Raw genomic sequence first — 13355 nt, forward strand, 5'->3', positions numbered from 1 at the left:
CACCGTGCCGGTGCCTCCGGGCGGCGGGCTAGATGCGCCCCAGCCACGCCGCCGCGTTTTTCCAGCGCAGTTGCTGCACCACGGAGTCCGGCAGGCCCAGCGACGCGATTCGCGCCGCCGGGTCGGCGTCCATGATGGCGAACGGGTAGTCGGTGCCGATCATCACGCGTGTCTCGCCCACCAGTTCCACCAGCGCGCGGATGGCCTGCGGGCTGTAGAGCAAATCGTCGTAGTACAGCGCGCGCGCGGCGTCGACCGGGGCCGTGGCCATGGCGTCGCGCAAGGCGCGCTGTTTTTCCCACGCGAACTGCATGCGCGGCACCAGCGCCTGGATGGAGCCGCCGCCGTGGCTCAGCGCGATCCGCAGCTTCGGAAAGCGCGCCAGCAGCCCGCCCGTGATCAGCGACGCCGCCGCCAGCCCGATCTCGCCGGGGAACGCGACGATCTGCTCCAGCGCGGGCGGGCCCACCAGCCGGTCCATGCCGGCCGGGCGCAGCGGATGCACGAAGATCGCCGCGTTGCACGCCTGCGCCGCTTCAAAGAATGGCCAGAAGCGCGGATCGCCAATCGGTACGCCCATCACGTTGCTGCCCACCTCGATGCCCGCCAGTCCCAGCGTGCCCACCGCATGGTCGAGCTCCGCGATGGCGCGGTCCATGTCCTGCAGCGGCGCCGCACCCAGCGCGCTGAACCGGTCGGGCGCGCGCGCCACCATGCCGGCCAGCGTCTCGTTGAGGTAGCGCGACAGCACGCCTGCATCCTCGCCATCCATCCAGTACGACAGTAGTTCCGGCATCGGGGACAGCACCTGATGGGCGACGTCGGTGGCGTCCATGTCGGCCAGCCGCGCGGCGGTGTCCCATGCGTGATGCGGCACCGTGCGATAGATCTCGCCGGAAATCACGACGTGCCGGTGGCAAGGCTGCGCGTCGCGCATCGACGGCCACGGCACGTTGGCGCGCTGGCCGATGTAGCGCGGAAACTCGGCCGGGATGACGTGGGTGTGGACGTCGATGCATCCGCAGCGTGCGGGCAGGGGGTTCATTGGGGTATCTCCTGATAGGGAAGTGTGCTTCTAACGGTTGCAAAAGCAACTGTCATGCGCTTTAATTCGAGCACGGATAGGTTGCTTTTGCAACAATTTAGGAGACTCGTTCGATGGCCACACCCCAAGACGTACTGGATCGCCCCACGGCATCGGCACCGGCACCGGCAGCGATTGCCGACACCGCCGTGCAGGCCAAGCTGATGGAGGCCGTCGCCAGGCTTCGCCCGATCATCGCGGAGCGCGCCCGCCAGACCGAACTCGACCGCCGCGTGTCGGCCGAGGTGACCGATCAACTGATTGCCGCGGGCCTGTACCGGGTGGTGCAGCCCAGGCGCTTCGGCGGCCACGAACTCGGGCTCGACGTGCTGCGCCGCCTGGCGTTCGAACTGGGCCAGGGCTGCGCCTCCACCGGATGGTGCTACGGCCTGAGCGCCGCGGCGTCGTGGGTGCTGGGCATGTTCCCGGGCGAAGCGCAGCAGGACGTGTGGGGCGCATCGCCCGACGCGCTGATCGCATCGTGCATCGCCCCCACCGGCAAGGCCGAAGCGGTGGCCGGCGGCTTCCGCCTGCAAGGCCGCTGGAGCTTTGGCAGCAACTGCGACAACGCCCAGTGGATGTCGCTCGGCGCGATGGTGGCGCAGGGCGAGGGCCAGCCGCCGCGGCCGCTGTTCCTGCTGGTGCCCAAGGGCCAGTACCAGATCGTCGATACGTGGCATACGGTGGGGCTGGCCGGCACGGGCAGCAAGGACATCGCCATCGAAGAACCGGTCTTCGTGCCGGAACACCGCACCGTGGCCTTTGCCGACGTGCTGGAGCAGGAGGGCCCCGGCGCCGCCCTGCACGCGTCGGCGATCTACCGGCTGCCGTTCCTGAGCGGCTTCCCGCCGCTGCTGGCCAACCCGGCGGTGGCGGCGCTGCGCGGGGCGCTCGATGCATTCGTCGACAGCGTCGCCGCGCGGGCCACGCGCGGGGCGTTTGCGGGCGGCGGGCAGTCGATCGCCCAGTTCGGCCACGTGCAGGCCGCCGTGGCGCGCGGCGAAGCGGCCGTGGACGCGGCGCAGCTGATCCTGCAACGCGACCTGCAACTGGCCACGGACCTCGTTGCCGCCGGTACCAAGCTCAGTGCCGCCCAGCGCATCACGCTGCGGCGCGGCCACGCCTATGCCGTGCAGCTCTGCGTGGAAGCGATCAACGAGCTGTACGACGTGGTGGGCGGCACCGGCATCCAGCTGGACAACGCCGTGCAGCGCGCATGGCGCGACATCAACGCGGTGGCGCACCATATCAGCGTCAACTGGCATGCCGTATCGAGCATGTACGGGCAGATGCGGATGGGCCTGCCGCCGCGCGGGCAGTACTGAAGGGGCGCGCCATGATCCGACACCAGAAACTGGGCCGCATCGAGCTCAACGTGACCGATCCGCAGCGCTCGCGCCGCTTCTACGAGGACGTGGTGGGCCTGCAGTACGTGGATACCGGCAGCGAAGGCGAGATCCGGCTGCGCTGCGACCACGATCACCACAGCCTCGTGCTGTATCCCGGCAAGGCGGCCGGGCTGCGCTGCGCGGGCTTCATGCTGCAGGACGCCGCGCAGTTCGCGCCGCTGCTGGAGCGCCTGGACGCGGCCGGCCTGCCGGTGGAGCACGTGCCGGCCGACACCTGTGCCGCGCGGGCGCAGGCGCGCGCCATCCGCGTGTTCGAGCCGCTGGTGGGTGCCATGCTGGAGTTCTACGTGCCGGCGCCGGACTCGGCCCGGCCGTTCGCGCCCACGGTGACGCGCATCCAGCGCCTGGGCCACGTGGTCTTCAACACGCCCGATGCGGCCCGCGCCGTGGCGTTCTGGCGCGACGTGCTGAACTTCCGCGAATCGGATTCGGTGGGCGATGTCATCACGTTCATGCGCTGCTGGCCCAACCCGTATCACCATGGCATCGGCATCGCCCGCTTCGAGCGGCGCTGCCTGCACCACGTCAACTACATGGTGACCGAGATCGACGACATCGGCCGGGCGCTCACGCGGCTGAAGTCGGCCGGCTCCGACGTGGTGTTCGGGCCGGGCCGGCATCCGGCGTCGGACAGCGTCTTCCTGTACTTCCTGGACCCGGACGGCCTGACGATGGAATACAGCTTCGGCATGGAAGCGTTCCCGGAGACCTTTCCGCGCGCGCCGCGCCGCATCGAGCCGTCGCCGCTGTCACTGGATTACTGGGGCTCGACCCGCGACCCGCGCTGCTTTACCGGCGCCGGCGCCAATGCCGTGCCCGCTACCGAGGAGGCCCGCCCATGAGCGCCGACATCATCACCCCGTCCATCGACAGCCGGGACCTGCGCAACGCGCTGGGACGATTCGCCACCGGCGTCTGCGTCGTGACCACCCGTACCGCCGACGGCCAGCGCGCGGCGCTGACGATCAACTCGTTCTGCTCCGTGTCGCTGGACCCGCCGCTGGTGGCGTGGTACCTGAGCGACCGCGCGCCGAGCCTGCAGGCGTTCTCGGAGTCCGAGTACTTCGCCGTGCACGTGCTGACGGCCGAGCAGCAGCACCTGGCGTCGCATTTCGCGCGGCCGTCGCCTGACAAGTTCGCCATCCTGGGCGATGGGGTGCGCCCCGGCCTGGGCGACGTGCCGCTGCTGGACGGCGCGCTGGCGTGCTTCGAATGCCGCACCACCACGGTGGTGCCGTTCGGCGACCACGTGATGATGCTGGGACAGGTGGAACGGTTCGGCTACGGCGCGCAGACGCCGCTGCTGTTCCACGCCGGCAAGTTCATGGCGCGCGAGCCCGTGCTGCAGACCTAGCGGCCCCGCGCGCCGCCATACACCATAAGACAAGACAATCTGGAGACAAACGTGCACGCCCCCAACCGTCCCACGCAACTGTTTCGCGGCCACTGGTGGATCGTCATCGGCTCGGTCCTCGGGCTGATCGTCGGCAACGTCACCGTGCTGCAGTTCTCGGCCTCGGTGCTGATGAAGCCGATCATGGCCGAGTTCGGCTGGAACCGCAGCGTGCTGTCCGCCGCCGTGATGCTGGGCTCGATCTTCGCGGCCATCGCCACGCCGGTGGCCGGCAAGCTGATCGACGCCCGCGGCATCAAGCCGGTCACGCTCGCGGCCATTACGCTGTTCTCGCTGGCCATCGCGGCCATGTCGCTGGCGCCGCCGGTGCCGGCCGCGTTCCTGGCGATGTTCGCGCTGATGGGTTTGTTCAGCGCCGGCCAGGCGCCGCTGCCGTACGCCAAGGCGATTGCGGCGGCCTTCGACCGCCAGCGCGGGCTGGCCATGGGCATCGCCATGACCGGCGTGGGCCTGGGCGCGGCGCTGGTGCCGCGCCTGACGCAGTCCTACCTGGACCACTTCGGCTGGCGCGGGGCCTTTGTCGCGGTGGGTGTGACGGTGTTCTGCATCGCGTTTCCCGCCGTGGCGCTGCTGGTCCGCGACGTGTCCGTCGACGCCGGCAACGTGGCGGCGCGGGTGCGGCAACTGCCGGGGCTGGCCGCGCGCGATGCGCTGCGCCACAAGGACTTCTGGGTCATGGCGGTGGTCTTCCTGTGCATCCCGATCGTCGCCAACGGCACCATCGTCCATCTGGTGCCGCTGCTGACCGACCGGGGCATCCCGTCCAGCCAGGCCGTGACGGTGTTCTCGGGCATTGGCGCGTCGCTGATCGTCGGGCGCCTGCTGTGCGGCTATCTGCTGGACCGTTTCTTCGGCCCCCATGTCGCCATCGCGTTCGTGCTGCTGCCGGCGCTGGGCGTGCTGACGCTGCTGGGCAGCAGCGACGTGGCGCTGACCACGGTGGGCGCGGTGCTGGTGGGCATCGGCATGGGCGCCGAGGTGGACCTGATCGCCTACCTGCAGAGCCGCTACTTCGGCCTGCGCGCGTTCGGCCAGATCTACGGCTACCTGTTCGCGGCCTTCACGGTCGGCACCGGCCTGGGGCCGTTCGTGATGGGGGCCACCTACGACCTGGCCGGGTCCTACCGCCCGGCGCTGCTCGCCTTTGTCGCGGTGCTGGCCTGCGCGGCGCTGATGCTGCTGCGCCTGCCACGCCAGTACCCGTTCCCGGTGCAGGGCGCGCCGCGCCCGGCCGGCCAGGACGACGCCTCGCGCGCGACGGTGGCCTAGTGCCCGATTCCCACGCTTTCCCATCCCTGACTCAACGCATCGCCACACCATGAAGCTCGTTACCTATCTCCACAACGGCAATACGTCCATCGGCAAGGTCGAGGGCGACCTCGTGATCGATCTGCCGCGCAACGATCCGGCCCTGCCCGACACCATGCAGGAACTGCTCGAAGCCGGCCCGGCCGCGCTGGACCGCGCCCGCGCCGTGCGCGGCGGCTTTACCGCGCCACTGTCGGCGGTGACGCTGCTGGCACCGGTGCCCAAGCCGTCGAAATACCTGGCCATCGGCATGAACTACCGCAAGCACGTGGCGGAGGCGGCCAAGGTGGGCGTCCATACGCCGCCCGTGCAGGTCTGGTTCAACAAGCAGGTGTCGTGCATCAACGACCCGTTCGGCGACGTGCACATGCCGGTGGTCTCGGCGCAGCTCGACTACGAGGTGGAACTGTGCGCGGTCATCGGCACCCGCTGCCGGCATGTGAGCCGCGAGGACGCCCCGTCGGTCATCGCCGGCTACATGGTCTGCAACGACGTGTCCGTGCGCGACTGGCAGCTGGCGTCGCAGACGATGACCATCGGCAAGTCGTTCGACACGTGCGGCCCGATCGGCCCGTGGATCGTCACCCCAGACGAACTGGGCGACCCCCACGCGCTGCGCCTGCGGATGTGGGTCAACGGCGAACTGCGCCAGGACGACGTGACCGGCGCGATGATCCACGACATCTACGACCAGGTGGTGCATCTGTCGAAGGCATTCACGCTGGAGCCAGGCGACCTGCTGGCCACCGGCACGCCGTCCGGCGTGGGCGTGGCGATGGACCCGCCGTCCTACCTGAAGGTGGGCGACGTCATGCGCGCCGAGATCGACGGCATCGGCCACATCGAGAACCGCGTGGTGGCCGAACCCGCCTGACCCGCCCCCGGCGGGAGTAGCCCCGCAGCACCCCAGTACCCAGCGCCGTCGCCACCAGGCCGGCCCGCCATGTCCGCCGCCGCGCGGGCAGGGCGGCCTGTTGCCCGGCGCCACGGCACACCGGCTGTCCCACCTCACTTTGATGACGCCTATGCAAACCAAGAACGAAGTCGTGGACCCCTGTCAGGCCGGCCGTCCGGCCAGCCCGATGCGCCGCCGGATCGGCGCGATGCTGGGCGGCCTGCTGGCCAGCCAGGCCGTACCCGCGCGTGCGCAGTCGCAACCGCAACCACAGTCGCAGCCGCAGCCGCAGGACGGCATGGCGGGCGTGCAGCGCATCGACGTCCACCATCACATCCTGCCGCCGGTCTTCCGCCAGGCCATGGGCGAGGAGGCCATCGGCGCGCCGGCGCCGAACCGCGTGGCGCCGCAGTGGAAGGTGGCCGATTCGCTGGGCCTGATGGACCGGCAGGGCATCACCACCGCCGTGGTCTCGGCGCCGCCGCTGTGGATGCCCGACATGGCCAGGACGCGCCAGCTCACGCGCGCCTGCAACGAGTTCGCCGCGCAGATGGTCAGCGACCACCCGTCGCGCTTCGGCACGTTCAGCGCGCTGCCGTTGCCCGACGTGCGCGCGGCCATGGCCGAGATCACCCATGCGTTCGACGTGCTGAAGGCCGACGGCATCGGCCTGATGACCAACTATGGCGACAAGTACCTGGGGCACGCCGATTTCGCGCCGGTCTTTGCGGAACTGAACCGCCGCAAGGCCGTGGTCTACGTGCATCCCACGTCGTGCCAGTGCCATCGCGGCCTGCTGCCGGAGCAGCCCGATTCGCTGATCGAGTTCCCGCATGACACCACGCGCGCCGTGTCCAGCCTGATGTTCTCGGGCGTGTTCAGCCGCTGCCCGGACATCCGCTTCATCTTCTCGCACGCCGGCGGCACGGTGCCCTACCTGGCCACGCGCATGGCTATCCTCGGCTCGCTGGACAAGACGCTGGCCCGCCAGGTGCCAGAGGGCGTGATGCCGTTGCTCAAGCGGCTGTACTACGACACCGCGATTGCCGCGAACCCGATCTCGATGGCGGCGCTGCGCAAGCTGGTCACGCCGGCCAACATCGTCCTGGGTACCGATTTTCCGTTTGTTCCGGAAACCGGCACGCAGGCCACGTTTGCCGGGCTGCGGGATGTGGGCTTCAGCGCCGAGGAGCTGCGCGCGGTGGAAGGCGGCAACGCGGCGCGGCTGCTGGCGCGGGTGGCCAGCCAGGGTGCGCGGCTGGGGACGGCGCAGGCGAGCTAGCCCGGCCACCCAATTCTCATAAAAAAGACGGAGGAGACCCATGACAATCAAACTGAAACACCTGGCGCTGGGCTGCGCGGCGGCGCTGCCGGCGCTGGCGGGCGCGCAGTCCGTGACGCTGTACGGCGTGGTCGATACGGGCGTGGAGATGGTCAACCACGCCGGCCCGACGCAGGGCACCGTGGTGCGCATGCCTAACCTGTCCGCCTCGGTGCCGTCGCGCTGGGGGCTGCGCGGCGTGGAAGACCTGGGCGGCGGCCTGAAATCGCAGTTCGTGCTGGAATCGGGCTTCGCGCCTGATACCGGCGCGGCCAATTTCGGCAACCGCCTGTTCGGCCGGCAAGCGTGGGTGGGGCTGTCGGGAGACTGGGGCCAGGTCGCGTTCGGGCGCCAGTACACGATGATGTTCTGGGCCACGCTCGACGCGGACATCCTGGGGCCGAACACGTTCGGGTCCGGCGCGCTCGATCCGACGATCCCGAACTCGCGCGCGGACAACGCCATCTCGTACAAGGGCAAGTTCGGCGGGCTGACGGTGGGCGCCACCTACAGCTTTGGCCGCGACGCGGCGGTGGCCGCGCCCAGTCCGTCGAGCAACAACTGCGCGGGCGAGAATCCCGCCGACAAGCGGGCCTGCCGCGAGTGGTCGGCGCTGCTGATGTACGAGACGCCGCACTTCGGCGTGGCGGCGGCCTACGATTCGTGGCGCGGCGGCCCGGGCGCCTTTGGCGGCCTTACCAGCAGCGGCCGCAAGGACGACCGGCTGTCGCTCAGCGCCTATACGCTGTTCGATCGCGTGAAGGCCGGGGCGGGCTGGCTGCGGCATGACAACGATGGTAATCCCGCGCCGCGCAGCGACCTGTTCTGGCTCGGGGGCTCGTATGACCTGACGCCGGCGTTCACGGTGGCCGGGCAGGTCTATCACCAGCGCTATCACAACAGCGCCAACAAGGCATGGCTCTACGCGGTGCGCGGCACGTACAACTTCTCGAAGCGCACGGCCATCTACGCCACGGCCGGGTTCATCGACAACGGCGGGCAACTGGCCCAGTCCGTGAGCAGCAATCCGGGCGCCAGTGCGTCGCCCGGCGGCACGCAGCTCGGGGCGATGCTCGGCGTCAAGCACATCTTCTGAACGCGGCCGGTGGGCGGTCAGGCGGTCAGGTCCGGATCGTCCTGCGCCGCCTTGCGCCGCACCCGGCGCGCCACGGTCAGCTTGCGGTTGACGCCCGTGGCGCTCTGGCAGCCGTCGACGAGGTTGGTGAAGATGGCCCGCAGCGTCTTGAGCGTGGCGGCCAGTTCCTCGGGCGACACGCCGGACATCGACGCGCGCTCGATGTCCCAGGCGCGCGGCGCCAGTTCGGCGACGATGGCGCCGCCGGCGGGCGTCAGGGACAGGTGGATGTTGCGCTTGTCCGTCGCCGACACGTCGCGCCGCAGGAAGCCGCGCTCCTCCAGCGCCGCCACCGCGCGGGACAGGTACGAGATTTCCGCGCCGGTGTGGCTGGCCAGGTCGGACAGCGTCTGGTGGTCCTCGTGGCGCAGCGCGGCCAGCACCCGCCACGCCTGAAGGTTGATGTTGTGCGGCTTCAGGTCGTCGCTGAATCGCGCGGCGATGATGCTGGCGGCGCGATTGAGCAGGTAGCCGACGGAGTGGTCCAGGTCGTGGTCGGGACGTTCGGCCGGCAGCGGCTGCATCCCGGCGCGGCCCGGCCGGACCGGTGACTTGGTCGCCGCGGCGGGGACGGACCCGTTCGCGCGCGGCGTGGAGGTGGACTTCGGCATGGAAGGGAACGGTTCAGGCAAGGTTTGGGGCGCGTGGGCCAGATGATAGCTTAAACAACCGCTTTGCAGGCGGAAAGGCTGCGGGGCGCCCGTCCCTCAGCCCGCCCCCAGGTTCGGCGAGCGGGCCGCGCAGGCCCGCACGAACGCAATCAGCGTGGTCACCGCCCGGGTCTGGTAGCGCGCGGGCATGTAGAGCAGGTACATCGTCGTGCGCAGGAAGGCCAGGTCTTGGGGCGGCAGCGGCAGTTGCAGCAGCGTGCCGGCCGCGAGGTCGCGGTCGACCATGTAGCGGGGCACCAGGCCCACGCCCAGCCCTTGCAGGATTGTGTCGCGCAGGAAGAAGAAGTTGGCCGACATCAGCCGGGGCCGGATCTGGGCCTGGCCGCCCGCCGTGCCGGCGCGCCCGGCCACCAGCAGCTTCTGGCCGGTCAGTTCGGACGTGATGAGCGGCAGGTCCTTGAACTGGTCGAGCGTGTGCGGCATGCCGGTTTCGCGCACCAGTTGCGGCGTGGCGCAGGCCACGTACTCCACGTCGCCCAGGCTGTGCGAGACCGCGTTGGACGGCGCCTCGCCCATGACGCGCACGGCGAAGTCGACGGCACCCTTGACCAGGTCGTCGATGTCGTTGTCGAAAATCACGTTCAGCGTGATGGCCGGATACAGCCGCATGAATTCGACAAACCACGCCGACATCGTGTGCTGGCCGAACCCGCTCGGCACGCTCAGCCGCACCGTGCCGCTGAGCCGCTTGCCCAGGCTCTGGACCGATTCCTGGGCCGCCATCAGCTCGTGCCGGATTGCCCGGCCATGCTCGTAGAGCTGCCAGCCCAGCTCCGTCGGCTCCAGTTGCCGCGTACTGCGGCGCAGCAGTTCGGCGCCCAGTTGCCGCTCGAACTGGTTCAGCCGCTTGCTCACGTTGGCCCGGCTCATGCCCAGCTGCACGGCCGCCCGGCTCAGGTTGCCGGCGTCGATGATGTCCACCAGCAGCGACAGCGCGCCCAAGTCCATTGTCAACTCCAGGTTTTCATATGTCGTCAGTTTCGGTTGCAATTGTCAAGCATATGGAACATATGGACAATCGGCGTCCATAGGAGACGTTGAACCATGCAACAAGAACAGAAAGCAGCGCCGCTGCCGCTGGCCGGCTTGCGCGTGCTGGACCTTTCGCGCGTGCTGGCCGGCCCGATGTGCGCGATGGCGCTGGCCGACCTGGGCGCCGATGTCGTCAAGGTGGAGCATCCGTCGCGCGGCGACGATACCCGCGACTGGGGCGTGCGCATCGGCACGCGCAATACGTCGTATTTCAACAGCGCCAACCGCAACAAGCGGTCCGTCACGCTGGACCTGCAAAGCGAGGAGGGCGCGGCGCTGGCCCGCCAACTGGCGGCCCAGAGCGACGTGGTGATCCAGAACTTCAAGGTTGGCGGCGCCGAAAAGCTCGGGCTGGGCTACGACCAGCTCGCCGCGCTGAACCCCCGCCTGGTCTACTGCTCGATCTCCGGCTACGCCCGCTTCACGCCCGAGGCGGAGCGCCCCGGCTACGACCTCGTGGTGCAGGGCGAGGCCGGCGTGATGGCGACCAACGGCGAGGCCGGCCAGGGGCCGCTCAAGTTCGGCGTGGCCGCCGTCGACATGTTCACGGGCATGTACGCGGCGCAGGCCATCCTGGCCGCGCTGTACGCGCGCCAGTCCACCGGCCGGGGCCGCCACGTGCAGATGGCCCTGTACGACTGCGGGCTCATGATCACGTCCTACTACGGCATGGAAGCGCTGCTCAAGCAGGGCGACCCGCCCAAGTTCGGCAACGCCCATCCGTCGATCGTGCCCTACGGCGTGTTCGAGGCGGCCGACGGCCCGCTGGTCATCACCGTGGGCAACAATGGCCAGTTCCAGCGCTTCTGCCGCGACGTGATCGGCCGCCCCGAATGGGCCGAGGACGAACGCTTTGCCACCAATACGGCGCGCTCCGCGCATCGCGACACGCTGCTGGCCGAGATTCGCGCCGCGCTGCGCACGTTCAGCCGGGCCGATCTGCTGCAGCGGCTGACCGCGGCGCAGATTCCGTGCGGCGAGGTGCTGGGCATGCTCGACGCGCTGCAGTCCGAACGCACCGCGCAGGCGGGCCTGCTCCATCGCTTCGACGACAGCGAGGCCGGCCCGCAGGCCGTGCTGGCGCCGCCGTACGCGATGGACGGCCAGCGCATGCCCGTGCGCCTGCCGCCGCCGCACATGGGCCAGCACACGCACGAGGTGTTCCGCGAACGGCTGGCGCTCGACGACGCCGCCATCGCGGGCCTGCGCGCGCGCGGCGTGATCTGACCACACCCAGACAAGACCTGCATTTCATTCCCGAGGAGACAAACCATGACCCATCTGCTGAACCGCCGCCGCGTGCTCAAGGCGGGCGCCGTCGCATCGCTGGCCGCCCTGCTGCCCGCCGCGATGGCCAAGACTGGCTGGCCCGACAAGTTCATCAAGATGGTGGTGGCCTTTCCGGCCGGCGGCCCCACCGATACGGCCGCGCGCATCGTGGCCCAGAAGCTGTCCGAGCGCCTGGGCCAGCAGGTGATCATCGAGAACAAGCCGGGCGCGTCGGGTTCCATCGGCACGGCCAGCTTCATCAAGAGCCCGCCCGACGGCTACAACCTGTCGATGTTCGGCATGCCGGCGCTGCTGGCGCCGCTGATGTACAAGACCAACGCCTACGACGTGAAGAAGGATTTCCTGTCGGTGGCCACGGTCTACGTGCTGCCGATGGCCATCGTCATCAACCCGCAGGTGGTGCCGGGCGTGGAAACACTGCCCGACCTGATCCGCTTTGCCAAGGCCAGCAAGACGCCGCTGAGCTACACCAGCTCGGGCACGGGCAGCTTTGGCCACCTGGCGATGGAGCAGCTCAAGGACCTGGGCCACTTCGACATGCTGCACGTGCCGTACCGGGGCAGCGCGCCGGCCGTGGCCGACCTGCTGGGCGGCCAGGTGGGCATCATGTTCGCCGACGTGGTGGCCGCGCTGCCGCACATCCGCGCCGGCAAGCTCAAGGCCATCGCGCTGAGCTCGCCCAACGCGCGCGTGCTGCTGCCGAACGTGAAGACGGTGTCCGAGCAGGGCTTCCCGGGCTTCGACTTCGACTCGTGGGGCGGCCTGATCGCGCCGCTGGACACGCCGCAGGCCATCGTGGACCGCATCGCCAGCGAGACGCGCAGCATCATCGGCAGCGACAAGGAGCTGCAGCAGAAGCTGGTGACGGCGGGCGCCATCGCCTCGTTCCAGGACGGCAAGCAGATGCAGGCGCGCCTGAACAAGGACTACGACCGCTGGAGCGCCATCGTCAAGGAAAAGAACATCAGCGCCAATTGATGGCTGGCGTGCCTGTCCGATAAGGCAGCCTTTCGCACCCTGCCATCTCCGGCCGCGTCCGCTACAACAGGGCCAACCGCCCTGGCAAGACCGCCGGCGCCGCCACGCGCCGGTGGCCCGAAGCTTGCGTCCATGGGGGGCGGAATAAAGATGCCTGCCATGTATTCCTACGTCATTGACTGCATCGACGACCGGATCGCCGCTTTGGACCGCGCGATTGACCAGACTCGGGGCCGGATCAGAGCGCAGATCCGCCTCATCAGAGCCGCGCGCAGCGATACGCATCGCCCCGAAATGGCGATGGAGGTACTGCGGTACCTCGTGGACACGCATGACGCGTTGCGGAAGCTTCGGGCGGTAGAAATTGCGCTGCGGCAGACGCTCTTCCATGGCCTCTACGTGAGGCATCTGGTGCCCTCCCTGTCATGCGGTCCGCCCGGCAGGAGAGGACTTGACTATCCCCACAGAACCCCGGGCCTGGGCTGACGATCCCCAGGCCATCCAGATCGCCGAGACCCGCACGCGGATCCGGCGCCAGATCGCCCTGATCCGGGCCTGCCGGCGCGACGCCGGCGACACCGCGCTGGCCCTGCGGGTGTTGCATACGATGCAGCACAGCCTGCGCGCGCTGCGCTGGACCCGCGCCGCCGCGGACCGCGCGCGGCAGCCCTGGGAGCCGCCCGGCGCGGCATTGCGACAAGACTAATCTCGACGCAGAAAACTTTCACTTCACCCCTCCCACCCCGCGATGGGACGATGCCGTCTTCCAGGGGGCCGCCAACGCAAGCCCCGGCCGCGCGCCGGGCATTCACAGGGAG

The 13355-nt window shown here is 69.4% G+C and carries 13 protein-coding genes; 10 read left to right on the plus strand and 3 right to left on the minus strand.

Going from position 1 to position 13355, the window contains the following annotated elements:
* Positions 1 to 28 precede the first annotated feature (28 nt).
* Entirely contained in the window at positions 29 to 1045 is a 1017-nt protein-coding gene (locus EHF44_RS23910) for an amidohydrolase family protein (RefSeq protein ID WP_124686165.1), read from the minus strand.
* Between the two features lie 113 nt (positions 1046 to 1158).
* Here EHF44_RS23910 and EHF44_RS23915 point away from each other — a divergent pair, with 113 nt between their 5' ends.
* From EHF44_RS23915 to EHF44_RS23945, 7 genes are all read left to right on the plus strand, one after another.
* Positions 1159 to 2409: an acyl-CoA dehydrogenase family protein gene (locus EHF44_RS23915; RefSeq protein ID WP_124686166.1), complete on the plus strand. Its 1251-nt coding sequence runs from the start codon at positions 1159 to 1161 to the stop codon at positions 2407 to 2409.
* Positions 2410 to 2420: 11 nt separating this feature from the next.
* Positions 2421 to 3335: a VOC family protein gene (locus EHF44_RS23920; RefSeq protein ID WP_124686167.1), complete on the plus strand. Its 915-nt coding sequence runs from the start codon at positions 2421 to 2423 to the stop codon at positions 3333 to 3335.
* Positions 3332 to 3847: a flavin reductase family protein gene (locus EHF44_RS23925; protein ID WP_253700196.1), complete on the plus strand. Its 516-nt coding sequence runs from the start codon at positions 3332 to 3334 to the stop codon at positions 3845 to 3847. The genes EHF44_RS23920 and EHF44_RS23925 overlap by 4 nt, the downstream gene beginning before the upstream one ends.
* A 51-nt stretch (positions 3848 to 3898) precedes the next feature.
* Positions 3899 to 5176 (plus strand): MFS transporter, encoded by a 1278-nt coding sequence (locus EHF44_RS23930; protein WP_253700198.1) that lies wholly within the window; start codon positions 3899 to 3901, stop codon positions 5174 to 5176.
* A gap of 49 nt (positions 5177 to 5225) precedes the next feature.
* Complete coding sequence (locus EHF44_RS23935; RefSeq protein ID WP_124686168.1) at positions 5226 to 6089, plus strand: fumarylacetoacetate hydrolase family protein; 864 nt, start codon at positions 5226 to 5228, stop codon at positions 6087 to 6089.
* 151 nt (positions 6090 to 6240) lie between these two features.
* Complete coding sequence (locus EHF44_RS23940) at positions 6241 to 7392, plus strand: amidohydrolase family protein (protein ID WP_172966170.1); 1152 nt, start codon at positions 6241 to 6243, stop codon at positions 7390 to 7392.
* Between the two features lie 46 nt (positions 7393 to 7438).
* Positions 7439 to 8527 (plus strand): porin, encoded by a 1089-nt coding sequence (locus tag EHF44_RS23945; protein ID WP_124686757.1) that lies wholly within the window; start codon positions 7439 to 7441, stop codon positions 8525 to 8527.
* A gap of 17 nt (positions 8528 to 8544) precedes the next feature.
* Here the strand turns inward: EHF44_RS23945 and EHF44_RS23950 are convergent, their stop codons facing one another.
* Both EHF44_RS23950 and EHF44_RS23955 read right to left on the minus strand, forming a co-directional pair.
* Positions 8545 to 9177 carry a MarR family winged helix-turn-helix transcriptional regulator gene (locus EHF44_RS23950; RefSeq protein ID WP_253700200.1) on the minus strand — a complete coding sequence of 211 codons (633 nt, stop codon included), beginning with the start codon at positions 9175 to 9177 and terminating at the stop codon, positions 8545 to 8547.
* A 96-nt stretch (positions 9178 to 9273) separates the two neighbouring features.
* Positions 9274 to 10185, minus strand: a complete 912-nt coding sequence (locus EHF44_RS23955) for a LysR family transcriptional regulator (RefSeq protein WP_124686170.1) — start codon at positions 10183 to 10185, stop codon at positions 9274 to 9276.
* Between the two features lie 96 nt (positions 10186 to 10281).
* On the opposite strand from EHF44_RS23955, the gene EHF44_RS23960 reads away from it, so the two are divergent.
* The 3 genes from EHF44_RS23960 (at position 10282) to EHF44_RS23970 (ending at position 13243) form a co-directional block, all read left to right on the plus strand.
* Positions 10282 to 11496 (plus strand): CaiB/BaiF CoA transferase family protein, encoded by a 1215-nt coding sequence (locus EHF44_RS23960; protein ID WP_124686171.1) that lies wholly within the window; start codon positions 10282 to 10284, stop codon positions 11494 to 11496.
* A 45-nt stretch (positions 11497 to 11541) separates the two neighbouring features.
* Positions 11542 to 12537: a tripartite tricarboxylate transporter substrate binding protein gene (locus tag EHF44_RS23965; protein WP_124686172.1), complete on the plus strand. Its 996-nt coding sequence runs from the start codon at positions 11542 to 11544 to the stop codon at positions 12535 to 12537.
* Between the two features lie 451 nt (positions 12538 to 12988).
* A complete protein-coding gene (locus EHF44_RS23970) occupies positions 12989 to 13243 on the plus strand; it encodes a hypothetical protein (protein WP_124686173.1) in 255 nt (84 codons plus the stop codon).
* Positions 13244 to 13355: the final 112 nt, after the last annotated feature.

This window comes from Cupriavidus pauculus (assembly GCF_003854935.1).
GTDB classification, from domain to species: Bacteria; Pseudomonadota; Gammaproteobacteria; order Burkholderiales; family Burkholderiaceae; genus Cupriavidus; species Cupriavidus pauculus_C.